Source organism: Rhizobium sullae (assembly GCF_025200715.1).
Taxonomy (GTDB): domain Bacteria; phylum Pseudomonadota; class Alphaproteobacteria; order Rhizobiales; family Rhizobiaceae; genus Rhizobium; species Rhizobium sullae.
Genome location: NZ_CP104144.1, coordinates 279,865 through 304,970, shown reverse-complemented (window position 1 = coordinate 304,970; position 25,106 = coordinate 279,865). Strand labels below are relative to the sequence as shown.

The window sequence follows — 25,106 nt, the reverse complement described above, 5'->3', positions numbered from 1 at the left end:
AAGCTAACAGAGCAACGTGTCGCGCGTTCCGGGTAAATGTAAAGGAATGTAAAGCCGGAGCGGCGCCTTCGAGGACGGGCTTGGCGGCATCAGTTCCCTCGAGCCGTCGTGCCGACTCGATAAAAATTCCTGCGCCCAAACAGGCAGTTACATCCTCAATGCGTTAAAGTTTGCGCAAGAGTATTTTCGAGAAAGAAACATTCGACTAAAGTCATACTCGCTGGGTCAGCAGCTAGAAAAAGTACTATTTTTGGGAGGAAATAGAATGTCACACAAAGTGGCCTTGAAGAAACGCGCTTTGTCTTCAAATGACCTGAGTATGCTAGATGGTTTGCTCAAGGAATGGTGCGAAAGCCACCACTACGACATTTTAAACTTAGAGGCCCAAGAGGCCGCGCGGGAATTGGTGATGTGGTTCGAGTTCGGCGTCGATAAACCCCACCAGCTTCGGGAGTTGCTTGCGACCCGTTAATCAGAATGCCCGTCCGGCACCATTAGGCCAAATGGGCACGGCGGGATGACACCCGCCGAATTCGCTCGAACCATCAATCCGCGACGTGATGCGGTGCTGTGCAGCCGGAATGGCTCCGCGCCGCATCCCGCCGCTACCGAACGACAATCCCGTTCAGACATCATGCACCCAAATGACCGTTTGGCGCGTCAATCAGGTTTCCTAGCGGACGGTCGCGTCCATCAGCGCTTACCCAGTCCACTTAAGCCTTTGGGACAAGCTTCTTTTCGCGGCAAATATGCTACTCTTCTGGCTCGCGCATACTGTCTCAAAAAACATATCGGTCAAAGAGGCGCGTTCAGCCAGTATATATTCTGGCAACCTGGCCCTGCAACCGTCCGCACCCCCCGCCCCAGCAGGGCCTTTTTTGTGGCCAAGCCAATCCCGGTCAAGGCAGACCGTCACGCGACCCTTACCCATGGTTTGCTTCTGGGTCGTCGGGGATGTGCTTGAGTTCAAACGCGAAGCAAACTCACTCATGCCGTTGTCTCAGATGCAATCGATAGGAGCAGTCCTTGTCGAGAATTGATAATATCCCGCCGGGCTGAAGGCTCTTCCATTTTTGCAGTCAGAACGACCCTCGAAGCACGATTGCAACGTGCATGACCTGTCAGCCCGAATACTTGAAGAACTCGATGAAGGCACGCAGTGCGGGCCGCATCTGGCGCCGGCTTGGGTAATAAAGGTAGACACCGGGAAACGGCGCGCACCAATCGGCAAGGATCTGGTACAGCCGCCCTTCTTCAATGGCGGCCCTCGCCATGTTCTCTAACAGGAACGCGACACCAGCGCCGTCGAGCGCGGCCTCTAGCACCAGCCGATCGTCGCCTAGAATAAGCGGGCCGTCGACATCAAGGACGAGCTCTTCGCCATCCTTTTCAAATTCCCATCTATAAACCTGTCCGCTGGCAAATCGCCGTCGGATGCACGCGTGATCCACTAGCTGACGCGGATGGACCGGCACGGTCCTTTGCCCAAAATAGGAGGGTGAAGCAACGATGCTTGCCCGTATGGGAGCGCTCATTCTCACGGCGATCATGTCCGGCTCCAGGCTCTCGCCGAGCCGCATGCCGCCATCGAGGCCTGCAGCGACAATGTCGTTGAAGGGCTCCTCGACCCGGACTTCCAGTACGACCCCCGGATAAGCCCTGCTGAAAGCCGCAAGACGTGGCGCCAGAAGCCAATGCGCCGCAAAGGGCGGCACGCTGAGGCGAAGATTGCCGGCTACACGATTACCCATTTCCTTTACCGCATCGAGCGCCAGGTCAATCTCGCCCAGCGCCGGCTTTAGCCGCTTGAGAAGCAGTGCGCCCTCTTCCGTTAGCGCGATGCTACGGGTCGTTCGAGAAAAGAGCCGAACTCCCAGAGTAATCTCCAGGCTCGATACGGCGTGGCTTACAGCAGAAGGCGCTATCTCCAATTCCTTGGCCGCGCCGCGAAATCCGCCGCAGCCAGCCACGGTCGCGAAGATTGCAAGTTGAGGTAGGCGACTTCTGTCCATTGTTCTATTCTATAGAACAGCGTGTGAATTTCCAGGCGAATTAACGAACGACCTACCATGTCCTATCCTCCCTTCATCACAAAAGGAGATCAGGTGATGAAAAAACGGAAGCTCGGAAGCGAACTGGACGTCTCGGCGGTAGGCCTTGGATGTATGGGCATGACTTTCGCCTACGGCGGTCAGGATGAGGCAGACGCTATTCGCACGCTGCACCGCGCGGTCGAGATCGGCATAACTTTCTTCGATACCGCAGAGGTTTACGGTCCCTTCGATAATGAGGTTCTGGTCGGAAAGACCTTGAAGGCGCACCGGCATCGCGTCGTGATCGCAACCAAGTTCGGCTTCAAGATCGCCGATAAGGGCGAAGGCATGTCGCGGATGGTCGGGGTCGACAGTCGTCCGGAACACGTGAAGGCCGTAGCCGAAGGCTCTCTCCGGCGGCTCGGAATCGAGCAGATCGACCTTTTCTACCAGCACCGCGTCGATCCCAACGTGCCGATTGAGGAAACTGTTGGAGCCATGGCGGACCTCGTCAGGCAAGGCAAGGTGAAAGCGCTCGGCCTTTCGGAAGCAAGCGCTGCCACTATAAGGCGGGCGCATAATGTGCACCCGATTTCGGCGGTGCAGAGCGAATACTCGCTGTGGAGCCGCGATCCGGAGGAGGAGGTCTTGGCTGTCTGCCGCGAACTTGGCATCGGCTTCGTCCCCTACAGTCCTCTCGGTCGCGGTCTCTTGACCGGCGCAATCAATAAGCCCGATGAGCTTGCTTCCGATGATTGGCGCAAGAACCTGCCACGCTTTCAAGCTGACGCCATGGCTGCGAACGCCGCCCTTATCGCAACATTGAAGGCCTTGGCGCAGGCAAAAGGCGTGACGGCGGCGCAACTTGCACTGGCCTGGGTGCTGCATCAGGGGGACTTCATCGTACCGATACCCGGCGCGCGCAAGCTTAAGCATTTGGAAGAGAATGCTGCGGCAGCAGGTATCACCTTGTTAGACGACGAGCTTAAACAGATCGGCGAGGCGCTCGCTCCGGCAAAGGTCACCGGCAGCCGCTACCGCGAGCAGGAACTTGCCCTTGTGAACGGGTAGACTGCTTTGCGCCTCACGGTTCGACAAGGCGTTCCTCCAATTATGCCTTGACGGTCACCCTCGGGCGTCACCGATTGCCCGGACGGCCCATCCGCTCAAGCTTCAGCGCCACAGAGTGGTCGGAACGACAGGCTGGCGCAGGCAAGGTACCGGTCGTCGAACGCAGTCCTTGCGACATCGCGGCCGGCCAATAGAACTCGCTCGGCTACTGGTCGCGCCCGCCGCCTCACCGAGATAACCCACTAAGGCATCTGGTGGATCTGACACGAGACCGAACCTGTGGCACCGTTACCGTCGACGGCGGTGAAAGTTGCCAACACAACGGTCGCGTCGCCCGCGTTCGAGATATCCGCCTACCTGGGCGTCGGCGGCCTCCTCAATGTCGATTGCGGGGAACCAATAGCTTTGCCAGGTCGCCGAATAGTGCTTGCCGATAAAATATCGTGCTGAGGCGTGGTCGGATGAAATCCACGGCAGCGGACCTACCAATGATTGCGATCGGCGCGAGCCGGGATCATCTGAGCCGCGCGGATGCCTAGCCTACCATGGCGGAGATGACGCACCCATGTTGCGAGCGCGACCACAGCAAGAACCGCTGCTGCCATGCGCAGCCACGAATAGGCGCCGATCCGGCTCACCGCCACGATTTTGGGCCGACGGCGGAACAGGGCCAGCTGCTCACGCAGGTCGGCAACGTCCTTTCGAAGCCAGGCGACCTCGCGTTGGGCCGATTGCAGATCGTCGTCGACGGGTATGTCTTCGGCCAGATCGGCGACGGAAGCGTCTTCCTCCACGTCCGCAAGATGTTCTCGAAGCTGGGAGGGACTATCAAAACCCTTGAAACGGATATTCGTCATCGACTTACCTCGGTGCTTTTTCGCACTTATCACCCTCCTCGGCCTGGCGCCGCGCTTGGCCTTGCGGCGGCCGTCGGCGCACAAGCAGCGGTCGACGCCGTCCTTGGAGCGGCCGTCCTTCGTCGCTTGGGACATACCGCCCGTTCATGCCGGTGTCGGTGGATGCCCGCCTGGCCATAGTGCGTCTCCATGCTGTGCCTTGGAAACGCTTCAGACCCCAAAAAGATGCATCGGGGGTGATCGGAGCCGAAGGTCGATGGCCGTGCCGTCGTGCGCATGGCCGCAAGCCGCCTTACCCGAAAACAGGCCCGGTCAGACATCAGGTGCTGGCTTGCTAGTCGCCTCCATAGCGGCGGTAGGATTCCGCCTTGGCAGGCGGAGAGATCAACGGGCGGACGCAATGTCCCTCCGGCGGCTTGCCACATCCGGCTGCGCTCACTCACGATCTGGATGAAGCCCTCCGCGTACGTGACCATATCGTCCGAGACGGCGAGGTCATTCGACAAGGCGCCAGCCAGGACATCGTCCTTAGACCAGCAGACGCATACTTCGCCAACTTCGTGAAGGAGGTCAATCAGGGTGCGTTGTCGACGTAGATGTGGTCAAGGGCGCCGGTACAAACAGCGTTCGACGCCCAGCGATCCGCCGCTTCGTCGACATCGACATAATGCAACCGGTCCAGTTGGCGCGTGCACGGGCGCTCTTGCGCGACATTGCCACAAGTGAAATCAACCTACCGCGACGTCGTCGAAAATATCCGGTCTTGCTCCTGTCGCAAACTCAACAGCTCGGAACTGCCGTCGATTTCGACGTCAGCACATAAGATTGGACTTCCCGCCGATACCGGGCGAACCAGCCTGCGGTTGGCAGCGAGATAAAAAGGCACCGGACTTTCGCCCGATATCGCCTGCGCCGGCACCATCCTACCGGAAACGTTGGTGATCGAATGATGGTGGCCGCTTGCCGCAAGCAGCGTTCCCGCCGGCAGGTCGGCATCTGCATGGGCGATGAGGTCGATGAGCGGCTTTGGCTCCTCGGCACCGCTTGACACACCTTTGAGTCCGACTTCCAGGACGCTGCTCGCCGCCTCGACACCCAGAAGGTGGCGCGGCAGATAAAGCATTGCAGTCCGGCCCGACCGGCTGACCACGTGGCCCTTTTCGGCAAGCATGGCCCATGTCGCCGCATCGTTGCATTCGACTGTGACGAAGACGCCACCAGCGAAGCTGACTTCGCTAGGGAGCCGGAGGCAATGAAATACGTCAAGAATTGCTTTGTGAGCAAGCAGGCCACCCTCCTCCACCGGAGCGAAAAAGTCTGGCACTTCGCCGATCCGCGCTATGGGGGCGTGCAGATCCAGCCGATCCACAGTGAAGCCGGTCGCATTGGCAACAAGGGTCAGTTCGCAAAGATCAGGCACCGTCCTCTGGGGCAGCGCTGCTGCTGCCTGCGCCCTGCCTGCTGCGACATCGGGGGCAGCCAGGGCACCCAGCTCGAGCCAAGCGGCAAACTCCGGAGCGTAGATCGACGTGCCGTTGGAGGTCAGTATGTTTTTCGCCGGATCAAAGACGAAGTCGTATTCGCTGGATTTGCCAGCAGCGATGATATCCAGACCGAGAACCTGGGCCCAGCTGATCAGCCCCATGAGAAGGCTTGGCTGATCGCCATCGACCGGGGTTACCAGCACATTGTTGCGGCGAGCCCGCGCAGCAAGACCAGGGCCTACCACGCTGTCGACCTCCTTTGACACGAGCGCCACATGCTTTCCGGCATCGATGGCGAGGCGCGCATGCCGCGCGCCGGCTTCGGGATGGCCGGTCGCCTCGACGACCACGGTGAACGGAAGAGCGAGCACAATCTCGAGGTTGTCCGTTGCGACAAACCGGTGTTCGGCCCAGGCCGCCGCCGCCTCTTCTTCCGTCCGGCAAAGGACGATTTCACCGGCGGGCACTCCGATCGAACGGAGTGCCGCCACTGCAGTTTCCGCCGAAAGATCGACCGCGACACGCGCGCTGATAAGCGGCGTTCTGCGGCTCTGGTCGAGGAAGCTGCGCCCGAACGCGCCGGTGCCGACGATGCAGCATTCCACGGGGGCGGAGCTTTTGGGGAAGTAGCTGTGGTAGTTCATGATGACTCCGACCTCATAAGAAAAAGCGGCAGACGGCCTTAGCGGGCCGAGCTTGCCGCATCGCGCCGCCGCAACCGGGAGAGCAGCTTGATGGCCTTGGGAACGACAACGAGCGCGAGCGCCAGCGTGGTGATGGTCCCGACGAGCGGATTGGAGAAGAAGACGCCAAGAGAGCCATCCGCGATGATCATCGATTGATGGAAGGCATTTTCGGCCTTGTGGCCAAGCACCATCGCAAGCACCAGCGGCGCAATCGGGAATTCAAGCTTGTTGAAGACGAACCCTACGACGCCGAAGATGATCACCAGCCAGAGGTCGAACGTTTCGCTGGAGACCGTATAGGCGCCGACGAAGCAGATCGCGACGATGATTGGCCCGATGATCGAAAATGGAACGCGCAGGAGTGCTGCAAACATCGGAACCGTGGCAAGGACCAGAATCACGCCGACGATGTTCGACACATACATGCTGGCAATCAGGCCCCAGACGAAATCGGGCTTCGTTGTGAAGAGCATCGGTCCGGGGGTGAGGCCCCAGATCATCAGCCCTCCCATCATCACCGCGGCAGTCGCCGAACTCGGCAAGCCGAGCGCCAGCATGGGAAGCATCGCGCAGGTTCCGGCCGAATGATCGGCTGTTTCCGGCGCAACGATGCCTTCCGCGCGCCCACTGCCAAAGGCCGGACCTGGCTTGGAGCATTGCCGTGCGATACCGTAGCTCATGAATGACGCCGCAGTCGGTCCGCCCGGAGTGATGCCCATCCAGATACCGATCGCGCAAGAACGGATGACTGTCGTGTAGTATCTGGGCAGTTCAGCGATGGTGCGCAGTACGTCGCGGAGATCGATCCTTGACGAGAGACCGCGAAATTTGTGCCCGTCCTGGACCGTCGCGAGGATCTCTCCGATCCCGAAAAGTCCGATGACGACCACAAGAAAGCTGATGCCGCCCAGGAGCACGTCAAGCCCGAATGTCAAACGGAGCGATCCGGTGACGGTATCCATGCCAACTGTCGAGAAGAGAAGCCCAAGTCCCAACGAAACCACCGTTTTCAACGGGGCAGCGCTGCCCATCCCGACAAAAGCGCAGAAGGCAAGGAAATAGACGGCGAAATATTCCGGCGCGCCGAAGCGCAAGGCGAAGCCTGCTGCCCACGAAGACAAAAGCGTAATGACGATGACCCCGGCAAGAGCACCGATGCCCGCCGACATGAAGGCAAGTGTCAGCGCGCGCGTGGGCTGGCCTGCGCGGGCCATCGGATAGCCGTCAAACGTAGTAGCGACCGAACTCGGCTCGCCTGGAATGTTGAACAGAATGGAGGTGGTCGATCCCCCGAACAGGGCACCCCAATACATCGACGCGAGCAGGATGATGGCCGAAACCGGATCCATCGAAAACGTCAGCGGAATGAGCAAGGACACACCATTCGGCGCGCCAAGGCCCGGCAGCACGCCGACGATCAAGCCAAGCATCACGCCCACCACCATGAGCATGATGTGGTAGGGCGTCAAAGCGATCTGGAACCCGTCCAGCAGCAGCCCAAAATCTCCCATCGAAGCCTCCCTGGCCTTCAGTAAACGCCGAACATGTTTTCGAGCGGACCCTTGTGCAGCGGGATCTGGAAGACGATCTCGAAAATCAGATAAAGAGCCAAGGCAAATCCGAGACCGAGGGAAACGGCTGCAAGGAAATGATATCTTCCCTGTCTCCACGAAACGTAGAAGAGATAGAGTGCGCTGCCGGCATAAAGACCGAGCTGGATGGCAACGACCACGAAAACCGCCATCGGCACGAAAAAAGAAGCCAGACGCCTGACCTGTTCGCGCTCCAGGAAGATCTCCCGGCGCTTTTCTCCGTCCTGTCGGAGTGCGAAAAGCGTCTGCGCGGCGGAAGCGGCACTCGCCAAGAGCACGATCAGTCCGACATAAAAGGGAAAGTAGCCAGGTTGCGGGCCGGAGCTTTCCCAACCCACTCCAAGATCGAGCGATCCGCTCGCAGCAAGAAGTCCGATGCCTGCGGTCACTGTCGCGACGATCAGCTCCATGTGGATGCGTCTTATGTGCATTTGCTATCCTCCCTTATGAGAAAGGGCCGGTCCGGCGGCGTTCGCCGGACCGGTCATCTCACTGCACGAGCCAGCCTTCGGCCTTGAAGACCTTGACGGCATTCGTCTCGCTGGTTGCGATGAACTCGCCGAGCGCCTTACCGGTCAGGAAATCCCCGGTCTGCGAAGTCTTGCCCACATACTCTTTCCATTCCGGGGTTTCGCTCACCTTGCGAAGAACCTCGGTGTAGTAGGCAAGGGCATCGTCCGGAATATCAGCCGCAGTCCAGACGGTGCGCGGCATCTTGTAGGACTCAATCGGAATACCGGCCTCGACGCAGGTCGGAATGTCTTGCCAGCCCTTGCCGTCATGGATCGGCTCGCTTTTTGCCATTTTCTTGGACGAGAAGACACAGAGAGGTTTGACGGCTCCAGCTTGCCACTGGCCGATGTTCTCGTTCGGGTTGTTGACGTTTGCAGTCACGTGACCACCCGCCAGCTGCACGCCGACTTCACCGCCACCGTTGAACGGCACGTACTTGAAGCTCGCACCGGTCTGCTGTTCGATCAGGGCAACGAGTGTCTCGTCCGTGTCCTTGGACTGGCTGCCGGCAAAGGCGACCGTTCCAGGCTTTGCCTTGGCGGCATCAACGAGGTCCGTCGGCTTCGCATAGGAAGAGTCGGACTTTACCCAGATCAGGAATTCGTCAAACGCGAGAGCGGCAACGGGCGTAAGATCCTTGGTCGAATAGGCCATCTTGGCCACATGGGGCAGCAAATAGGCGTTGTTCGTTCCGAAATAGAGCTTGTTCGCGTCACCCTTGTTCTGCCTTGCGTAGAGAAACGCCTCCGCGCCGCTGCCGCCACCCTTGTTGAGGACGACCATCGACTGATCCATCAGCTTGTACTTCGTAATGATGGACTGGATGGTGCGGGCGAAGTTGTCGGTACCACCGCCGGCGCCCGAGGCGACGACGAACTCGACCGGGCGGTTCGGTTCGAATGCGAATGCCTGGCTAGCCGCGGTTAACGCCGCCAGGATCGTGCATGCAACAGAAAAAGGCTTCTTCATCTTTACTCCTCCTTTGAACTCATCCGGCACGAACCCTCCTCCATGCCGGTCGATGCTGCAGATTTCTGAAGTCAAGCCGCCGCAGACAGCGCTGCAGCCCTTCTGGCCATGCGTGCCGCCAGAAGCAACGCCTCGCGGGTAGCGCCTACATCGGCGATACCCTTTCCAGCGATGTCGTAGGCCGTGCCGTGAGCCGGCGTGCAGAGCGGGAACGGCAGGCCACCGATCATGGTCACGCCCTTGTCGAAACCGATCAGCTTCATCGCGATCTGGCCCTGATCGTGATACATGGTCAGAACGGCATGAAACTCTTCCTTGAGTGCCCGCAGAAAGACGGTATCGGCAGGGAACGGGCCTGCGACGTCGAAGCCGGCCTTTTGGGCGGCTGCTACGGCCGGTTCGATGATATCGATCTCCTCCGTTCCGAAATTGCCGCCATCGCCGGCATGCGGATTAAGCCCTGCGACGATGATCCTCGGATTTTCGCGACCGGCGCTCTTCAGGCACGCCTGTGTCAGTTCCAGTTCGGCGAGAATACCTTCCACCGATAGAGCGGCTGCAACGTCTGCTAGGGGTATGTGCGAAGTCACGCGTGCGTTCCAGACCCGTTCGAGAACATTGAATTCGCGCGCTTTGCCGGTGAACCCGATGACGTCGGCAACAAAGCGGATTTCGTCGTCGTAGCCGGGATATGCGTAACGCATCGCCTTCTTGTTGAAGGGGGTAAAGCAGACGGCGTGGGCTCGGCAGGCGTGGGCAAGTTCCAGCGCAGTGCGGAAGTTTGCCGTGGCAAAAGTGCCGCCTGCAAGCGTCGCCTCGCCCCGTACCACGTCGGCAGGATCGAGATGGCCGAGATCGATGAAGACATGGCGATCTTTACCCGCCTCCTCAAAATTGTGGAGCAACGCGCTGGCAAGGTTCAGTTCAACGCCCGCCTCCTTGGCTCCGCCCTGAAGAATACGACGGTCGCCTATTACGACAAGGTGCGCGGCTTCGCGAACTTCCGGAAGGGCGATGATGCGGGCGGTAAGTTCGGGACTGATGCCTGCCGGATCGCCCATTGCAAGGGCGATCACTGGACGCGTTTCGGCTGTGCCGTCTTTGGTCATGGGCCTCTCCACATGTTTCTCCTCGAAACAGCAGATACAACAGTTTGGCATTCAATATCAAGAGCACTGTATTCTGTATGCAGAATATTCCGTTGACTTGATCGCCTCGGAGTCTCATTACGTGACCTCAGCGAGCGCCCTCAATGGAGAATCAGCGTGGTCCGGACGAACTCAATCAACATGGGCGCGGGTGATGTCAGCGGCGTTGCGCCGCTGCAGCGAACAGCCTTGCACGACACTCTTGTGAACCACCTGCGCGACATGATCATCGAGGGCAATCTCGCGCCGGGAAGCCGTATCCACGAAGGCCAGCTCGGCGAGCAGCTTGGCGTTTCGAGGACGCCGTTGCGCGAGGCGATTAAATATCTGGCGAGCGAAGGGCTCGTCGAGCTCGTCCCCAGCCGCGGAGCGGTCGTGAAGCGCTTCAGTCCGAAGGATGTCGAAGACATGCTGACGGTGTTGCAGTCGATGGAGGAGCTGGCCGGACGGCTCGCCTGCGAGCTCGGCTCGGTCGAGGAAATCGCCCATGTTCGCGCTCTTCACGACGAAATGCTGGAGAAATACAGGTCGGGTGACCGGCTTAACTACTACAAGCTCAACCAGGCGATCCATACGGCAATCGTTCAGATGGCGCACAACGCAACGCTCTCGAACATGCATGGGACGTTGCAGACGAGGCTGAAGCGCATTCGTTTCGTCGGTCACGAAGGCCCGGAGAAATGGGCGGCCGCAGTTGCCGAGCATGAAGAGATGATCGTCGCGCTGGAACAGCGCAATAAGCCTGCGTTGTCAGAGGCACTCGGACGGCACCTGAAGAACGCATGGGAGCGCGTCAAGGACGGTGTCTGAGGCTGCCTGCACGCCTCGATCTGCCTTATGATGATCGCTACCCGGCGGCCACAAACACACGATTATAACCTGCAAAGCGCTCCGGGGCGCAAACGGCAGCCTCAACGGCCGGATGGTCGATCATCGCTGACCTAAAGTTTTCATTGCGCCGCGCAAAAGGTACGACAGCTTCGATAACGCTCCAAACATTCGAACACGTCGCGAGCGTGCGGCCGGCAAAATGCGTAGACAGGCCGTCAACCGTCACCGCGCTGTCGGCAACGACCTTCAGCTCGGCGATATTCTCGTTGAGTGCCGAGAGCCGTTCGAGCTTTTGCGGACCGAGAATATTGAAGGTGATGAGGATGTGTTCGAAATCCGCTGCCGCAAAACCTCGGCTTCGGAGATCGTCTGGCAATTGATGCCTTTTGCACCGGCGGTGACCTGCGCTGCGGCAAGAGCCGGGATCTTGTGCGTCGTGATGTGCGGACGAAAACGCGGGCCGTGCGCATCCATATAGGCCTGCACCCGGCTGATGTTTGCCGCCAGCCGGTCTTCGTCGATGATCGGTCGCGGCGTCGAAAGATCCGCGATCCTATCGCCTGGCTCGGCGATCACGGCAAACCGGTTTTCCTGCATCTACGCGGCTCAACGCTCTCGTCCGTGAGGATCGGCCACCATCGGCCAGATGTTTTTTGGCGCCCGGCGATAGGCCGTCTTGGCCGGATTGTTCGGATAAGGTGTCCCTGCGGAACAATATAAGATCTCGGCGGCGATCTTTGAAAAGGACGCAAAAAAGTGGTTCGTGGACTTGATGACGAGGATCTTCTTCCTGGCCGGATCAATGCCCATGACCGTGAAAAGGCTGGTGTCGAAGCTCTGGGCGCGCGTCGAGTTCAAGATGATGTCGATGCCGTTGAGAATCACGTGGGTGGCATCGCCGAAGGGTGCCAAGCTCTCACCGAACTGCATCTCGGCGTTCTTCACGAGCTTGACGACCCTCACGGTACCATCGATCGGATTTCCGGTACCAGGCGCCGATTTTGCGCCGAAGCGGAGCGGAATCTCAGCTCCCTCGCCTGCCGCAAAACAGATCTGCACCGCCATCGGGTCCCAGATCGTGCCGATTGCCGTCTCCCGCGCCCCATGGGCCATCAATTCTTCGAGGATGACCGTTGCATCGCCTGCGGTACCGCCGCCCGGATTGTCCCAGACATCGGCGATGACGACGGGCCAGGTAGTAGCGGCCAGAGCGCGCACGACCGCTTCCTTCTCGTCGATCTGCGGCGCCATGAAGGTTCCGCGCTTGGCAAACAGCTCAAGCCCCAGTTCACGGGCAAGCGCTGCCCCCTTTTCCGGCTTGTCATCCGTCACCACGAGCATCTTTGTTCCCATTTCGGGAACGTCGCCGACCATGAAACCGTGGATCACCGAGATCGACAATACGTCCGGATCGCTCTTTTCGATCTCAATGATCTTGTCGACGAAGGAGCGCATAGGTTCGCGCGACGTGGGGAAGACGTCGATCATGCGGCAATCGAAGACGGAAACGGCGGGCTTGACCCTGCCTTCAAGCGTATCGACGGCGATGCGCCACAGATCTTCGGCGCGATCAACGAAATCCGTATGCGGGAACTCCTTGAAGTAGACGGCAAAGTCGAGGGCCGCCACGCGCTTGGCGGTTAGATGGCTGTGCGGGTCGAGTTCGGCGCAGACGAGAATGTCGGGTCCCACGATCTCGCGGATGCGCGACAGGATGTCGCCTTCGGTATCTTCGTAGCCCGCCGCCACCATGGCTCCGTGAAGTCCGAGGACTACAGCATCAACCGGCATTGCAGCGCGCAGCTGCGCGAGTATCTCGTCGCGCAAGTCTTCATAGGTAGAACGGTTGACGAGCCCGGCCGGATCCGCCCAGGTTGCCGTTCCTTCAATCAGCTCCCAGCCCTTTGCCGCAGCGACCCGCCTGCCAACGGTGATCGGCGCGGTGCAAAGCGTCGGCGTTTCGGGATGCTGCCCCGGCGGCGCGTAAAGCGAGGCCTCGAAAGCCCGCCGGTCGACGCAAATCGGTGAGAAGGTGTTGGTCTCGGTTGCCAGAGCCGCGGTAAAAATGCGCAAGAGATTGGCCTTTATGTTGTCGGCAGGCCTCAACCCATCGGATTCGGCAGATAGCCGGTGAACCCGCAGATCTTCCAGCGCCCCTCGTGAAACCGGCAGTAATAGAGCGTCTGCCACTGCATGACATCGCGGCTGCCGTCGGCCTTGCCGATGCCGCCATCGAACTTCTTGTGCACGAGCGCCATGTCGCCTTCGATTTCGATGTGCTCGAGCGTCGTCGTTGTGAAAATCGCTGTGCGCGCATCTTCGGCGAAGTTCTCGTTCGCAAACTCCTTGGCCTGCCGCAGCCATTCGTCGCGATAGGCGGTAAGCGCTGGAAAGGCAAGGCGCCATTTGTCCGGGCTCACCTGCCTGCAGCTGTCGATGCCAATGAAACCGTCTTCCAGGAAGTCGTTTTCGACCATCGACCAATCGGCAGCCAGAAACGCGTCGATATCGCGTGGAACGAGCATCTCCCAGATGGAATGCCTGGCTACGTCGGACGATGGGAAGGGATTCTTGAAAGGATCGCGCATATCCGCCCCGGATTTAAATTCTTTTCATAAAGAGTGTTTTCCGCTGGCAAAACTCCGCTTTCTGTGGTCATTTGTCAACTTATCAAGAAAATAATTTGCAAGGATCCGGAATGTCCATCAAGCGCTATGGCACTGTTCAAACCGGCGCCGGCGGCAAACCTCTGCCGTTTGCGCGCGCCGTCGAAGCCGATGGCTGGCTTTATGTTTCCGGTCAGGTTGCAATGGAAAACGGCGAGATCATTGACGGCAACATTATCGCCCAGACCCATAAAACCATCGCCAATGTGCTTACGATCCTCAAAGAGGCGGGCTACCGCGCCGAGGATATTGTGCGCGTCGGCGTCTGGCTCGACGACCCCCGCGATTTCTGGTCATTCAACAAGATCTATCAGGAATATTTCGGCGAGCATCCTCCGGCGCGCGCCTGCGTGCAGTCTTCGATGATGGTGGATTGCAAGGTGGAAATCGACTGCGTCGCTTATAAGAAGAAAGACCAGTAAGGGCGCCATCACCGGGAGGATCGGTTGGATATCTTTTCCACATTGCAGGAAGACAAAGGCCGCCTTTCTCCATCGGAGAACCGGATTGCCGAAATCATCGTCAACGATTTCGAATTTGCCGTGAACGCCTCCATCATCGAACTTGCCGAAAAGGCCAAGGTTTCGCCGCCGACCGTGACGCGCTTCTGCCGCCGTCTCGGTTGCGAGAGCTTCTCCGACTTCAAAGTCCAGCTCGCCCGCACGGCGCATATCGGCGTCCGCTATCTGAAGCCTGAGTCTAAAAGCAGTGATCCCGCTGACGTTGCGCAGGACATCATCACCAAAGCGCAAAACGCGCTGTTCCTGCTGCACCGCTCTCTCGACATTGCCGCAATCGGGCACGCCGCCGAGCAGATCGCCAAGGCGGATATGATCTACGCCTTCGGATCGGGCGGCAACTCCTCGATGATCGCAGACGAATTCCAGAACCGTCTCTTCCGTCTGGGGCTGCGGATCACAGCCAGTTCGGACCACAGCATGCAACTGATGATGGCGGCGGCAGCACGAGCGGGCGACGTGCTGATCGGCTCGTCCTTTTCGGGGCGCAATGCCGAACTCGTTCGCGCCTTCGGGCTGGCACGCGAAGCAAAGGTCACGACGATTGCACTAACGCAGACCGGCAGCCCGGTGGCAATGGCGGCCGAGATCGTCGTACCGATCGATCTGCCGGAAGGAAACAACATCTTCCGCCCCACCTCCACCCGCATCGCCTACATCGCAACCGTCGACATCATCGCGAGCCTTGTCGCCTATGCCATCCAACCGAAGGCGGCGGTGACGCTGCGACGCATCAAACAGCAACTCGTTACCCATCGCGACGGCGACGACCGTCAGCTCCTCGGAGACTGAGGGCGTACAAAAGGAGCATGAAGCATGACGCAATCGGTCGCTATCGTGACGGGAGCTGCTGGAGACATCGGCGCTGCTATCGCCGCTAGACTCGCCGATGACCATGACATTGTCCTCCTCGCCGACATCGATCTTGAGGCGGCCGCGGCCGTTGCGGCCACGCTTGGTGCGCAGAGCCGCTTCGTTGCAGCCGGATGCGACGTCACGAGCGAGACGAGCGTTTCTGATCTTGCAAGGCGCTGTGCGGAGCTCGGACAATTGCGAACGCTCGTCAACAATGCCGGCGCGGCACGTGCCGTCAGCCTTCACGATACCACGCCTGCCATCTGGCGCATGGACAATGCGCTCAACCTCGAAGCCGCATTCTTATGCTTTCGCGCCGTCGAAGACATGCTGAAGGCGTCAAAAGGCTCGGTCATCAACATCGCCTCCGTCAACGGCATGAACGTCTTCGGGCATCCGGCCTATAGCGCGGCAAAAGCGGGTCTTATCCACTTCACGCGGCTGGTTGCCGTCGAATACGGCAAGTTTGGCATCCGCTCCAATGCGGTCGCCCCCGGCACGGTCAGAACCCGGGCCTGGGAAGCGCGCGCGGCTGCCAATCCCAACGTTTTCGAGGAGGCACGGCGATGGTATCCGCTTCAGCGGGTCGTCGACCCGACGGATGTGGCAAATGCCGTCGCCTTTCTGGCCGGACCGCAGGCGGCGGCCATCAGCGGGGTTTGCCTGCCCGTTGATTGCGGCCTGACGGCGGGCCAGGCGGAGCTTGCCCGCACCTTCTCGCAATCCGACCATTACTGAAGCCATAATCAAAGAGAGGAACAGGACATGAAGCCGGTTTACTATCGCTTGGAAAACAGCTGGACCCCGGACGGCGGACCGAACGGCCGTTTCACCTTTACGCTCTTCAACCTCTGCGAAAGCCCGCTTTCCGGCTTCAGGCTCGTCTATACGTCCTTGACGCGCGTGAGCGACCCCGCAGCCTGCGAAAACGCCCGGTTCCTGCGCCGGAACGCGAACTTCCACGAATTTTCGCCGCCTGCGGGGCTCAGCATCGCACCCGGGCAAAGCTGGACCTTCACGGTCTCCGGCCTTCACCGCAAGGCGCAGCATTGCACGGACGGGGCAAAGTCCGCTTATCTGACCTTGGCCGACGGCACGCATGCCGCCGTCGCCGTGTCCGATCTGCTTCTTGAAGGCCGCGTGAGCGAGCCGCCGCCGGTGCTGCTGCCGGAGGGCCGCGTTGACGTTCCCTTCGCGCTTCAGCCCTGGCCGGCAGAAATCGATGCCAAGCCAGGCGACAGCTTTCCGGTCGTGCTTTATCCGGAAGGGGCAAGCTCCGACGAGCTGCTTTCGATCTCGACGGTAATTTCCCTTTCGCGCCGCCTCTTTGAGAGCGACCATTCCGTCTTCAGCCTGACGCCATCTCCGCAGGGCCGGGCGCTGGTTCTCGATCGCCAGGCTTTGCTCGGTGCGGAGAGTTACCGGCTGACCTTTGCCTCCGACAAGGTCACGCTTTCCTATTCCGATGCAGCCGGGCGCCAGTACGGCCTGACCTCGCTTGCGCAATTGCTCAACGGCGCGCGCACGACCAAGGGCAAGTTCCGCTTCCCGATCTCCGGCAGCATCTCCGACAAGCCGCGCTATGGCTGGCGCGGCTGCCATCTCGACGTATCGCGCCAGTTCTATCCCGTCGCCGACGTCAAACGGCTGATCGATATCCTTGCCTGGTTCAAGCTCAATATCTTTCATTGGCACCTGACCGACGACGAGGCCTGGCGGCTGGAGATCAAGGCTTATCCGCAGCTGACCACAACCGGGGTCCTGCGCGGCCCGGACGAGCCGTTGTTGCCGCAGCTCGGCAACGGCGCCGAGCCGGTCGGCGGCTTCTACTCGCAGGACGATATCCGTGACATCGTTGCCCATGCTCAGACCTTGAACGTCGAGGTCGTGCCGGAGATCGATATTCCCGGCCACAATGCCGCAACGCTGGCCGCTCTTCCCGAACTGACCGATGGCCAGGAGGCGCCGGACAGCTATCATTCCGTTCAGGGCTATCCGAACAATGCCTTGAATCCGGCCGTGCCGCTCACCTATGAATTCCTGGAAAGGGTCTTCGACGAGATGGTCGAGCTCTTCCCTTCCTCCTACATCCATGTGGGCGGCGACGAAGTGGCAAACGGGTCATGGCTTGCCTCTCCGCTGGCAAAGAAGCTGATGGCCGAGGAAGGCATTTCCGGCACATTCGGCCTGCAGTCCTATTTCCTGAAACGCGTCAAGGACATGTTGGCGGCGCGCGGGCGCAAGCTCGCCGGCTGGAATGAGGTGGCCCACGGCGGCGGGGTTGCAGCGAAAGACACGCTGCTGATGGCCTGGGAAAATCCGCAGGTGGGTATCGATCTCGCCAGAGAGGGCTACGACGTCGTCATGACGCCCGGCCAGGCCTATTATCTGGACATGGTGCAGGCAGAAGCCTTCCAGGAGCCGGGGGCGAGCTGGGCAGGAACGGTACCGCCGGCACACACCTATGCCTATGAAGCAGAAGGCGCATTTCCCGAGGAGCTCACCGACAAGATGAAAGGCGTGCAGGCCTGCATCTGGTCCGAACACTTCCTGTCGCGCGGCTACTTCAACCGCCTGGTGTTTCCGCGCCTTCCGGCGATCGCCGAGGCGGCATGGACCCCGAAGGCCAAGAAGGACTGGTACCGCTTTGCGGCCATCGTCCCGCTGAGCCCGAAACTCTAGGCCCGAAACTCCAGGACGGTAGCGATGCGGATTGCAGTCGGCGGAATTCACACGGAATGCAGCACATACTCGCCGGTGCTGATGGCGATCGAGGATTTTCGCGTCCTACGCGGGGCGGACCTTCTCGTATCCGACTATTTCAGCTTCCTGAAGGCGGAAGGGATCGACCCCCTCCCGCTGCTTCATGCGCGTGCCATTCCCGGCGGGCCGGTGTCGCGCGCCGCGTACGAGGCGTTCAAGACGGAATTCCTCGATCGGCTGCAAGCGTCCATGCCGCTTGACGGTCTCTATCTCGCCATGCACGGGGCGATGAATGTCGAGGGACTGGATGATGCCGAAGGCGACTGGATTTCGGCGGCACGCGCCGTCGTCGGTCCGGACTGCGTCGTCGCTGCGAGCTACGATCTGCATGGGAATGTCAGCCAGAAGATCGTCGACCAGCTTGATATTTTCGCAGCCTACCGCACGGCGCCGCATATCGATGTGCGCGAGACGATGGCACGCGCCTGGTCAATGCTCGTCGTCGCGCTGAAGAGCGGGAACCGGCCGGGCGTGGCCTGGGCGCCGGTGCCCGTACTGTGGCCAGGCGAGCGGACTTCAACAGAAGATGAGCCGGCAAAGGACCTCTATCAGGCGCTTGCTGAGTTCGACGGCCGGGACGGCGTTCTCGATGCCAATCTTATGATCGGCTATGTCTGGGCCGACGAGCCCAGGGCGACGGCCTGCGCCGTGGTGACGGGCTCGGACAAAGCTGCTGCCGCAAAAGCCGCAGAGGAGATCGCCCTTTCCTATTGGAATGCCCGCGAGGACTTCCGCTTCGGACCGGTCACCGGTCCACTCGACGACATGCTCGACATCGCAGCAGATATGAAGACCGTACCGGTCATTCTCGCCGATTCCGCTGACAATCCGACCGGCGGCGGCGTGGGCGACCGGGCCGATGTCCTAAGCGCCGTCCTTTCCCGCAAGTTCGAAAACACGCTTTTTGCCGGCATCACCGACCGGCCGGCCGTCGAGGCCTGCTTTGCCGCCGGCAAGGGAGCGACCGTGCCGCTCTCAATCGGCGGCAGTCTCGATCCAGCGAGCTTTCCCGTTCGCATCGAAGCCGAGGTGATCCGGCTCGACGATCCCGGCCCCGAGGCCGAACGCCAGGCAGTGGTGAGGGTCGGCGGTGTGACGGTGGTTCTTGCCGCCAGCAGGCGTCCTTATCACAACATCGCGGATTTCACGCGGCTGGGGCTCGATCCCCGATCGGTTCGACTGCTCGTCGTGAAATCGGGCTATCTTTCGCCCGAGCTTGCGCCGATTGCCAATCCGAACCTCATGGCGCTGACCGAGGGCGTCGTGAATCAGGACATCGAACGTCTTGCCAGCCATCGCCGAACGCGACCGGTCTTCCCGCTCGACCGCAAATTCGACTACCAACCGCAGGCGCGTCTTTCGGTGCGTTGGCAGGACTGATGTCTTTCATTTCGCGCCTGCCTTTTATGTCGTTTGACGTCTATTTAAGATCCCTTCTTCCCCTTCCTTCCCGTGATTGCGCGGACATGACGGGCCTGCTATCATTGCCCTCAATGATAGCATTGGAGCCATATCGATGGCCGGAAACCTGCATGTACGCAATCTTGATGATGACCTGATCGCGAAGCTGAAGATGCGCGCCGCCCGCCACGGCCGCTCGGCGGAAGCCGAGCATCGGGAGATCCTGCGCCAGGCGCTGGCAAACGAGTCCGAACCTGATTTCGACGATCTCGCGGCCGAACTGCGGAAGCTGACGGCCTCACGCAAACAGACACCCTCCGAGGTGCTCCTACGCGAAGACCGAGACGAGCGGTAATGGAGACGCTGATTATCGATGCCAGCATCGCGATAAAATGGGTCGTGGAGGAAGAGGGCACTCACGCCGCCGTCGATCTGCGCTCGCGGTTCAGGTTTGCTGCCCCGGAGCTTCTCATTCCGGAATGCGCCAACATTCTCTGGAAGAAGACACAACGCGGTGAGCTTATGCATGATGAAGCAGTCCTTGCAGCGCGGTTGCTTGAACGCTCCGGAATAGCGGTCCTCTCGATGACCGGCTTACTGGAGCGGGCAACGAGACTTGCAATCGAACTTTCGCACCCGGCATATGATTGCGCCTACTTGGCGGCAGCGGCCCAAACGAGGTCGAGGTTCGTGACGGCAGATGAACGGCTGCTGCGGGTGATCACCGAGCGCGCATCAAATGAGATGGCAAGGTCGTGCGTCTCGCTGGCAACCATCCAGAGCGGCGCACACTGAATCATGCGAACAGACGAGGACCAACGCGGTACAAGACGAACTGGTCGGAGGAGCTGATGTGCAATGTCTGATCCTAAACCCCGCCTTTATCGCCGAGAATTTCGCGGATTTGAAGATCAAGGTTCATTTTGCCATTGTTCGCCGGACGCGACCGGTCGGCCGCAAGTTCGACGACAACGGCAGGCGTGCTTTTCAGCGCGCTGGCATGACTGATTGTCTTTCATTTCGGGCCCCGGACAAAGGCTAACATCCGCCGCCTGCCTCTCTTTTTTATCCGGACCACCATGCACCGTCTCTTTCCCGATGTCTTCCGCAGTCCCGCTATCCGCGTCAGCATGATTGCGATCTTCACTTTCGGGTTTGCAAGCGCCGCGACGGGACCTTACCGGTCGGTCGTCGCTATCCGCGAGCTCGGCCTTTCGAACGGCCTGTACTCGGCACTCATTTTTGCCGCCGCTGCGGTCAACGTCATCGTCAGCATCCTGCTCGGCAATCTCGCCGACCGACTTGGCGAATATCGTTCCATGATGTTCCTCGCGGCCGCATTCGGAATCGCGGGATATGGGGCAATCTATATCTTTCCATCTCAGGGCATTTTCGTTCTCAGCGTCCTTCTGCTCCTGCCGGTCTACGGTTCTTTGAACTCGCTTTTGTTTGCCAACGCACGGGCGGCGACCAGGGGCATGTCCGGCACGGACATCGCGACAGTCAACTCCGGCATCCGGTCAATGATTTCCCTTTCCTGGGTGCTCGTGCCAGGCGTCACAGGCGTCTTGCTTTCCGAATCTGCTAGCATGCTGCCGGCTTATCTTTTCGCCTGCATCTCGTGCATTTGCTGCTTCGGCCTGATCAGTCGGTTCCCGCCGCGCCAAAAGGGTACGGACAAGGCGGCGACACATCACCTTTCTCATCTCGCAGCGCTTGGCGAGGTGATTTCGCCCAGAATCCTTGCGCGCGTGATTGCCGTGGCCCTCATCACGAGCGCGCTCCACATCAACGACGCGATCCTACCCTTGATCGTCACCGACGCCGCTCGCGGCACATTGGCCGATGTCGGCATTATCGTCGGCGTCGTCGCTGTCCTTGAGATCGTCTTCATCATCGTATGGGCGCGGATTCTCAAGCAGACGGGTCAGGTTACAGCACTGGTAACCGGCACTATCATATACGCCGCCTACCTGTTGCTGCTCGGCCTTGCTTCAGAGCGCTGGCACGCTTACGCCCTGACGGTCATCAGCGGCATTGGTGCGGCAGCGCTGATCAGCATCCCCATCACCTACCTCCAGGATCTCATTGCAGAGCGACCAGGCCTTGGCAGCGCCTTGATATCCGTCAACATCTTTCTCAGCGCGGGCGTGAGCGCGCTCGTCTTCGCCATCGGCAGTTTCATCACGACCTATTCGGGGACGTCAATTATCGGAGCGCTCTTTGGAATCAGCGGAATTGGGCTTTTGATGTACTGCAACACCAGACTTCGAGCTGTTTGATGGCACGACTACCGTCGGGATAAAGAAAGCAGGTCCTAAGCCAACGATGATCAAACAAAGACGGCGACGGCCGATCTTTCGCAAATTTTCAAGGTCCCATAGCTGCGGAACCGTTCGAATTCAATGGTTGTCCGGCCACTGCATCCACTGCTGAATGTCGCGTTTAGCATGAAGCACACGCCATACGTCGACATGATCTGGCCGGTCATGATTAAGGATGAGATAGGGATATCGCTTCATCGAAACGCTCCGCACGTCAGGTAGTCCCAACTCGTATGCAGACCGCAATGATCCGGCCACCGGATGGCTGGTGATCAGATCATCGGAACCGCGCGCGGAAATGCCGTCCTTCAAGGGCGGGGAGGAAGCGTGCGACCTTTGGGTCTCGACATACTGCCGGACAATGTCCAAAGGCGCGCCGCCGCATGACGCGGCGAAATATGACGGCGACCACAACACGCCCTTGAAGGAGCGCCCCGCCACGTCCGGCCTCGCTTCCCGCAGGCGGCTCGACACGCCCTTGAGACTGTTGACGAGCTTCGACAGCTGGACCAAATGAACGTGCAACGCAAAACACGATGTCTTCCCGTGCGATACTCCGTATTGCAAATGCCGCCGGCCGTTTGATACAACCATCGCATGCCGAACCGCGCGTACAAGTACAGGATTTACGCTGACCAGCAGACGGCGGAATTCTTCGCCCGCTGCTGCGGCGTCGTGCGCCTCGTCTACAACATCGCCCTTGAGCAGCGATCCTCCTTCTGGCGGCAGTTCAAGAAGGCCGAGGGAAAGACCATCTCCTACCCGTCCCAGGCGCGCGAGCTGACGGCGATCCGCGCCGAGGTGCCGTGGGTGGCACAATGCCCGATCGACGCGCAGCAACAGGCGCTGCGTGACCTCGACCAGGCGTTCCGGAATTTCTTTGCCGGACGGGCGGGCTACCCGAAGCCGCGGCGCAAGTTCGTCAACGACGCGTTGCGCTTCCCGTCGAGCCGCGTCGGCGCCATCGAGGTGCTGAACGCGAAGTGGGCGCGGGTGCGGCTCCCGAAAATCGGCGCCGTCAAGTTCCGCTACACCCGCCCGATCCGGGGCGCGGTCGGCAACGTCACGGTCGTGCGCGCGGCCAACGGATGGCACATCGCCTTTTCCTGCGCGTTCGAACACGAGACGCCGGAAAACGACAATCCGCCCGTCGGCATCGACCGCGGCATCGTCAACACCTTGGCGCTCTCCACCGGCGAGATGCACGCGATGCCGCCGTCCAACCTCGACGACCGCCACAAGCAGTGGCAGCGGACAGCCGCACGGCGCAAGAGCCGTTCGAAGCGCCAGGCCAAGGCGAGACGCCACGCCGCGCGCATCGCGGCGAAGGCGGCGCGCCAACGGCTGCACTGGCAACACGTGACGACGACGCGCATCGCGAAGCGCTTCGGGACGGCCGTCCTCGAGGACCTGAAGATCAGGAACATGAGCGCCTCGGCGAAAGGGACCGTCGAAGAGCCGGGCAAGAACGTCGCCCGGAAGGCTGGCCTCAATCGCTCGATCCTCGCGGCGGCGTGGTACCGCTTCGAGCTGTTGCTGACTTACAAGCTGGCCTTCCTCGGCGGAACCGTCGTGAAGGTCGATCCGAGATACACGTCCGTGACCTGCTCAAAGTGTGGGTCGAGGGACAAGGCAAACCGCGAAAACCAAGCGAAGTTCCTCTGCCTCTCCTGCGGACACGCAGACCACGCCGACGTCAACGCGGCGGTCAACATACTCCTGGCCGGAACACGGCCATCGGCGGCGTCGGAGACTTCCGGCGGGAGCCGAGGACTCGAAAGGGCGGCCTAAAGCCGCCCCTGAAAATCCCCTCCTTCACTGCGGGGAAGATGTTAACGTGCTCATACGGAGGATCCAGCAATGGCAAAAATTGGCAAGAACAGCCGCGTTCCCTTCAACTGCGACGTCGGCACCACAGCACGTCATCGAATAGGCGTCGCAGACTGGCGGGCCCGTCGCTCCCTCAACAACGGTGGCATAGGGCGGCATAGTCGTGCACTCGGGGAGAATCGCGTTAAACTCTAGCTTGGAAGCAATTAGCGCCCGGCCGCGTTAAGCCCCTCCAACCGGGCACCGGATTTCGGAGTTGGTGGTGGTGGCTCCTATACAATTGCGGAACTGTCCGCCCTTTCAAGCGCGATGTAAGCCGCTGCCGTCCAGGAGAATCCGAGCCCACCGCATCCTTCGCCGGTTTTCGGGTCGAAATACTCGGCAAAGCCTTCCTTCTCGATCGCGCTGATCGTCGAGCGGCGCAATTCTTCTGCAAATCCTGCCTGGCCGTTACGATGTAATCCCTTGATCAGGAGCCAGTTGATGATCGCCCAGGCGGGGCCGCGCCAATAGCGCTTGGCCTCAAAACTTGCGGATCCGGGCTCGGTCGTCGGGAAGGCGACTTGCATACCCTTGCACCATTTTCGCATTTCCGCCCCTGCAGCTTCGGCTGTCGCCTCATCAAGATCGAGCGCAAGAAGAGGAATGAAGCCGGCCTGCGTGGCTGCGACGACATCCTGGCTGGCAAGCAGATCGCGCGAGACGAAACGCGAAAAATGAGGACGCCACTGCGCCTTCAGGGCCTGCCGCGTGCGCTCGTTCAGCGCTGCGATCTCGTCGCCTTCGTCTCCGCGCCCGAGCACGCCGGCAAGATATTGCAGGTCTTCGCCGGCCTTGAGGAGGATCGCGCTGGTCTGGACATCCGCGATCTTGAACTCGGCTCTTTGCCATTGCCTAGCCGGATCCCATCCGCAGTCCGCATAGGTGTCAAGAAGGTGGATGAATCGGTTATAGTCCTCGTCGCGGGGGCGCATCGCTGGGTCCACATGGCCTGTGTCCTTTCGAACGACTACGGTTTGTGTGACGGTCGGCACGCGGGCAAGCGCGATATCCCAGGCGGGTGAGTTGTCGCTGCCGCTTTCCCAGGGATGCAATAGAGCGACAAGACCGGTGCCTTCCGGATCACGCGCACGGTACCACCACCGGTGCCACTTCAGGGCAGTTTCGTAGAGCGCCAGGGTTCTCTCCTCTGCGACGGAGCCCGTTGCGACCGCCGTTTCGTAAATCTGGCGAAGAGCCATCGCGAAGACCGGCGGCTGCGTGATACCGGAGGTTGGGATGACATGGTCCGTGCGCCAGACGTCAGGCCCTGGGAAATAGCTGTCGCTCGGCTGATGAAATACGATATGCGGGATCATGCCGTCGGCCCATTGTCCCTCGGCCAGGCGTTCGAGCTCACGATAGGCGCGATCGATGTCGTAGGCGGCAAACCCCATGGCTACGAAGGCCGAATCCCAGTTCCACTGAAAGGGATAAAGCCGGTCGGTCGGAACGGTGTAGCCACCACGATCGTTCGCCGCCAAAATCGCCTTGGCTTCATCGATGTATTTCGTCATGCCATTTAC

22 protein-coding genes and 4 pseudogenes are annotated in these 25,106 nt (G+C 60.2%); 13 read left to right on the top strand and 13 right to left on the bottom strand.

Annotation, left to right across the window (positions count from 1 at the left end):
- The first annotated feature begins 265 nt into the window (after positions 1–265).
- Complete coding sequence (locus N2599_RS22065) at positions 266–472, top strand: hypothetical protein (protein ID WP_051336782.1); 207 nt, start codon at positions 266–268, stop codon at positions 470–472.
- 649 nt (positions 473–1,121) lie between these two features.
- Here the strand turns inward: N2599_RS22065 and N2599_RS22060 are convergent.
- Positions 1,122–2,012, bottom strand: a complete 891-nt coding sequence (locus N2599_RS22060; protein ID WP_027512899.1) for a LysR family transcriptional regulator — start codon at positions 2,010–2,012, stop codon at positions 1,122–1,124.
- 96 nt (positions 2,013–2,108) lie between these two features.
- Here N2599_RS22060 and N2599_RS22055 point away from each other — a divergent pair, with 96 nt between their 5' ends.
- Positions 2,109–3,104 (top strand): aldo/keto reductase, encoded by a 996-nt coding sequence (locus N2599_RS22055; RefSeq protein ID WP_027512900.1) that lies wholly within the window; start codon positions 2,109–2,111, stop codon positions 3,102–3,104.
- A 482-nt stretch (positions 3,105–3,586) separates the two neighbouring features.
- Here the strand turns inward: N2599_RS22055 and N2599_RS22050 are convergent, their stop codons facing one another.
- On the bottom strand, positions 3,587–3,961 hold the full coding sequence (locus tag N2599_RS22050; RefSeq protein ID WP_143534218.1) for a hypothetical protein: 375 nt from the start codon (positions 3,959–3,961) through the stop codon (positions 3,587–3,589).
- Positions 3,962–4,395: 434 nt separating this feature from the next.
- Here N2599_RS22050 and N2599_RS22045 point away from each other — a divergent pair.
- Positions 4,396–4,559: pseudogene (locus N2599_RS22045) on the top strand (proline/glycine betaine ABC transporter ATP-binding protein); the annotation flags it as partial.
- Positions 4,560–4,694: 135 nt separating this feature from the next.
- On the opposite strand, the gene N2599_RS22040 reads toward N2599_RS22045, so the two are convergent.
- From N2599_RS22040 to N2599_RS22020, 5 genes are all read right to left on the bottom strand, one after another.
- Positions 4,695–6,089, bottom strand: coding sequence for an NAD(P)H-dependent oxidoreductase (locus N2599_RS22040; RefSeq protein WP_027512903.1), 1,395 nt, complete (start codon positions 6,087–6,089; stop codon positions 4,695–4,697).
- Between the two features lie 38 nt (positions 6,090–6,127).
- Positions 6,128–7,642, bottom strand: a complete 1,515-nt coding sequence (locus N2599_RS22035) for a tripartite tricarboxylate transporter permease (protein WP_027512904.1) — start codon at positions 7,640–7,642, stop codon at positions 6,128–6,130.
- 17 nt (positions 7,643–7,659) lie between these two features.
- Entirely contained in the window at positions 7,660–8,154 is a 495-nt protein-coding gene (locus tag N2599_RS22030; RefSeq protein WP_027512905.1) for a tripartite tricarboxylate transporter TctB family protein, read from the bottom strand.
- A gap of 58 nt (positions 8,155–8,212) precedes the next feature.
- Positions 8,213–9,205, bottom strand: coding sequence for a Bug family tripartite tricarboxylate transporter substrate binding protein (locus N2599_RS22025; protein WP_027512906.1), 993 nt, complete (start codon positions 9,203–9,205; stop codon positions 8,213–8,215).
- A 71-nt stretch (positions 9,206–9,276) separates the two neighbouring features.
- Positions 9,277–10,314: a 4-hydroxythreonine-4-phosphate dehydrogenase PdxA gene (locus N2599_RS22020; protein ID WP_027512907.1), complete on the bottom strand. Its 1,038-nt coding sequence runs from the start codon at positions 10,312–10,314 to the stop codon at positions 9,277–9,279.
- Positions 10,315–10,494: 180 nt separating this feature from the next.
- Here N2599_RS22020 and N2599_RS22015 point away from each other — a divergent pair, with 180 nt between their 5' ends.
- Positions 10,495–11,163 carry a GntR family transcriptional regulator gene (locus N2599_RS22015; RefSeq protein ID WP_027512908.1) on the top strand — a complete coding sequence of 223 codons (669 nt, stop codon included), beginning with the start codon at positions 10,495–10,497 and terminating at the stop codon, positions 11,161–11,163.
- 211 nt (positions 11,164–11,374) lie between these two features.
- Here the strand turns inward: N2599_RS22015 and N2599_RS22010 are convergent.
- From N2599_RS22010 to N2599_RS22000, 3 genes and pseudogenes are all read right to left on the bottom strand, one after another.
- A pseudogene (locus N2599_RS22010) lies at positions 11,375–11,781 on the bottom strand (D-TA family PLP-dependent enzyme); the annotation flags it as partial.
- Positions 11,782–11,790: 9 nt separating this feature from the next.
- The gene (locus N2599_RS22005) at positions 11,791–13,257 is read right to left on the bottom strand and encodes a M81 family metallopeptidase (RefSeq protein ID WP_027512911.1); all 1,467 of its coding nucleotides are present in this window, start codon (positions 13,255–13,257) and stop codon (positions 11,791–11,793) included.
- Positions 13,258–13,286: 29 nt separating this feature from the next.
- Positions 13,287–13,772, bottom strand: coding sequence for a hypothetical protein (locus tag N2599_RS22000; protein WP_027512912.1), 486 nt, complete (start codon positions 13,770–13,772; stop codon positions 13,287–13,289).
- Positions 13,773–13,882: 110 nt separating this feature from the next.
- Here N2599_RS22000 and N2599_RS21995 point away from each other — a divergent pair, with 110 nt between their 5' ends.
- The 8 genes from N2599_RS21995 to N2599_RS21960 all read left to right on the top strand — a co-directional run bounded on the left by N2599_RS21995 (position 13,883) and on the right by N2599_RS21960 (position 21,669).
- Complete coding sequence (locus N2599_RS21995; protein ID WP_027512913.1) at positions 13,883–14,272, top strand: RidA family protein; 390 nt, start codon at positions 13,883–13,885, stop codon at positions 14,270–14,272.
- A gap of 24 nt (positions 14,273–14,296) precedes the next feature.
- Positions 14,297–15,160, top strand: coding sequence for a MurR/RpiR family transcriptional regulator (locus N2599_RS21990; RefSeq protein ID WP_027512914.1), 864 nt, complete (start codon positions 14,297–14,299; stop codon positions 15,158–15,160).
- A gap of 24 nt (positions 15,161–15,184) precedes the next feature.
- Positions 15,185–15,961 (top strand): SDR family oxidoreductase, encoded by a 777-nt coding sequence (locus N2599_RS21985; protein WP_027512915.1) that lies wholly within the window; start codon positions 15,185–15,187, stop codon positions 15,959–15,961.
- A gap of 27 nt (positions 15,962–15,988) precedes the next feature.
- On the top strand, positions 15,989–17,905 hold the full coding sequence (locus tag N2599_RS21980; RefSeq protein WP_027512916.1) for a beta-N-acetylhexosaminidase: 1,917 nt from the start codon (positions 15,989–15,991) through the stop codon (positions 17,903–17,905).
- 24 nt (positions 17,906–17,929) lie between these two features.
- Positions 17,930–19,366 (top strand): M81 family metallopeptidase, encoded by a 1,437-nt coding sequence (locus N2599_RS21975; RefSeq protein ID WP_027512917.1) that lies wholly within the window; start codon positions 17,930–17,932, stop codon positions 19,364–19,366.
- Positions 19,367–19,502: 136 nt separating this feature from the next.
- Positions 19,503–19,742, top strand: a complete 240-nt coding sequence (locus N2599_RS21970) for a FitA-like ribbon-helix-helix domain-containing protein (protein ID WP_027512918.1) — start codon at positions 19,503–19,505, stop codon at positions 19,740–19,742.
- The gene (locus N2599_RS21965) at positions 19,742–20,182 is read left to right on the top strand and encodes a type II toxin-antitoxin system VapC family toxin (RefSeq protein ID WP_027512919.1); all 441 of its coding nucleotides are present in this window, start codon (positions 19,742–19,744) and stop codon (positions 20,180–20,182) included. Before N2599_RS21970 ends, N2599_RS21965 begins: the two co-directional genes overlap by 1 nt.
- A 284-nt stretch (positions 20,183–20,466) precedes the next feature.
- Positions 20,467–21,669 carry an MFS transporter gene (locus N2599_RS21960; RefSeq protein ID WP_027512921.1) on the top strand — a complete coding sequence of 401 codons (1,203 nt, stop codon included), beginning with the start codon at positions 20,467–20,469 and terminating at the stop codon, positions 21,667–21,669.
- 120 nt (positions 21,670–21,789) lie between these two features.
- Here N2599_RS21960 and N2599_RS21955 read toward each other — a convergent pair.
- Both N2599_RS21955 and N2599_RS21950 read right to left on the bottom strand, forming a co-directional pair.
- A pseudogene (locus tag N2599_RS21955) lies at positions 21,790–21,984 on the bottom strand (type II toxin-antitoxin system RelE/ParE family toxin); the annotation flags it as partial.
- A 57-nt stretch (positions 21,985–22,041) separates the two neighbouring features.
- A pseudogene (locus N2599_RS21950) lies at positions 22,042–22,233 on the bottom strand (IS200/IS605 family transposase); the annotation flags it as partial.
- 75 nt (positions 22,234–22,308) lie between these two features.
- On the opposite strand from N2599_RS21950, the gene N2599_RS21945 reads away from it, so the two are divergent.
- The gene (locus tag N2599_RS21945; protein WP_260308540.1) at positions 22,309–23,502 is read left to right on the top strand and encodes an RNA-guided endonuclease InsQ/TnpB family protein; all 1,194 of its coding nucleotides are present in this window, start codon (positions 22,309–22,311) and stop codon (positions 23,500–23,502) included.
- Positions 23,503–23,813: 311 nt separating this feature from the next.
- Here the strand turns inward: N2599_RS21945 and N2599_RS21940 are convergent, their stop codons facing one another.
- Positions 23,814–25,097, bottom strand: coding sequence for an MGH1-like glycoside hydrolase domain-containing protein (locus tag N2599_RS21940; protein WP_027511320.1), 1,284 nt, complete (start codon positions 25,095–25,097; stop codon positions 23,814–23,816).
- Positions 25,098–25,106 lie beyond the last annotated feature (9 nt).

Excerpts from the sequence above, each read along its gene's own strand:
- N2599_RS22015 (WP_027512908.1), top strand. The coding sequence starts at position 10,495 with ATGGGCGCGGGTGATGTCAGCGGCGTTGCGCCGCTGCAGCGAACAGCC.
- N2599_RS22025 (WP_027512906.1), bottom strand. The coding sequence starts at position 9,205 with ATGAAGAAGCCTTTTTCTGTTGCATGCACGATCCTGGCGGCGTTAACC.
- N2599_RS22030 (WP_027512905.1), bottom strand. The coding sequence starts at position 8,154 with ATGCACATAAGACGCATCCACATGGAGCTGATCGTCGCGACAGTGACC.
- N2599_RS22050 (WP_143534218.1), bottom strand. The coding sequence starts at position 3,961 with ATGACGAATATCCGTTTCAAGGGTTTTGATAGTCCCTCCCAGCTTCGA.
- N2599_RS22060 (WP_027512899.1), bottom strand. The coding sequence starts at position 2,012 with ATGGACAGAAGTCGCCTACCTCAACTTGCAATCTTCGCGACCGTGGCT.
- N2599_RS22040 (WP_027512903.1), bottom strand. The coding sequence starts at position 6,089 with ATGAACTACCACAGCTACTTCCCCAAAAGCTCCGCCCCCGTGGAATGC.
- N2599_RS21970 (WP_027512918.1), top strand. The coding sequence starts at position 19,503 with ATGGCCGGAAACCTGCATGTACGCAATCTTGATGATGACCTGATCGCG.
- N2599_RS21940 (WP_027511320.1), bottom strand. The coding sequence starts at position 25,097 with ATGACGAAATACATCGATGAAGCCAAGGCGATTTTGGCGGCGAACGAT.
- N2599_RS22035 (WP_027512904.1), bottom strand. The coding sequence starts at position 7,642 with ATGGGAGATTTTGGGCTGCTGCTGGACGGGTTCCAGATCGCTTTGACG.
- N2599_RS21995 (WP_027512913.1), top strand. The coding sequence starts at position 13,883 with ATGTCCATCAAGCGCTATGGCACTGTTCAAACCGGCGCCGGCGGCAAA.
- N2599_RS21980 (WP_027512916.1), top strand. The coding sequence starts at position 15,989 with ATGAAGCCGGTTTACTATCGCTTGGAAAACAGCTGGACCCCGGACGGC.
- N2599_RS21960 (WP_027512921.1), top strand. The coding sequence starts at position 20,467 with ATGCACCGTCTCTTTCCCGATGTCTTCCGCAGTCCCGCTATCCGCGTC.
- N2599_RS22065 (WP_051336782.1), top strand. The coding sequence starts at position 266 with ATGTCACACAAAGTGGCCTTGAAGAAACGCGCTTTGTCTTCAAATGAC.
- N2599_RS22055 (WP_027512900.1), top strand. The coding sequence starts at position 2,109 with ATGAAAAAACGGAAGCTCGGAAGCGAACTGGACGTCTCGGCGGTAGGC.
- N2599_RS22000 (WP_027512912.1), bottom strand. The coding sequence starts at position 13,772 with ATGCGCGATCCTTTCAAGAATCCCTTCCCATCGTCCGACGTAGCCAGG.
- N2599_RS22020 (WP_027512907.1), bottom strand. The coding sequence starts at position 10,314 with ATGACCAAAGACGGCACAGCCGAAACGCGTCCAGTGATCGCCCTTGCA.
- N2599_RS21965 (WP_027512919.1), top strand. The coding sequence starts at position 19,742 with ATGGAGACGCTGATTATCGATGCCAGCATCGCGATAAAATGGGTCGTG.
- N2599_RS21975 (WP_027512917.1), top strand. The coding sequence starts at position 17,930 with ATGCGGATTGCAGTCGGCGGAATTCACACGGAATGCAGCACATACTCG.
- N2599_RS21945 (WP_260308540.1), top strand. The coding sequence starts at position 22,309 with ATGCCGAACCGCGCGTACAAGTACAGGATTTACGCTGACCAGCAGACG.
- N2599_RS21985 (WP_027512915.1), top strand. The coding sequence starts at position 15,185 with ATGACGCAATCGGTCGCTATCGTGACGGGAGCTGCTGGAGACATCGGC.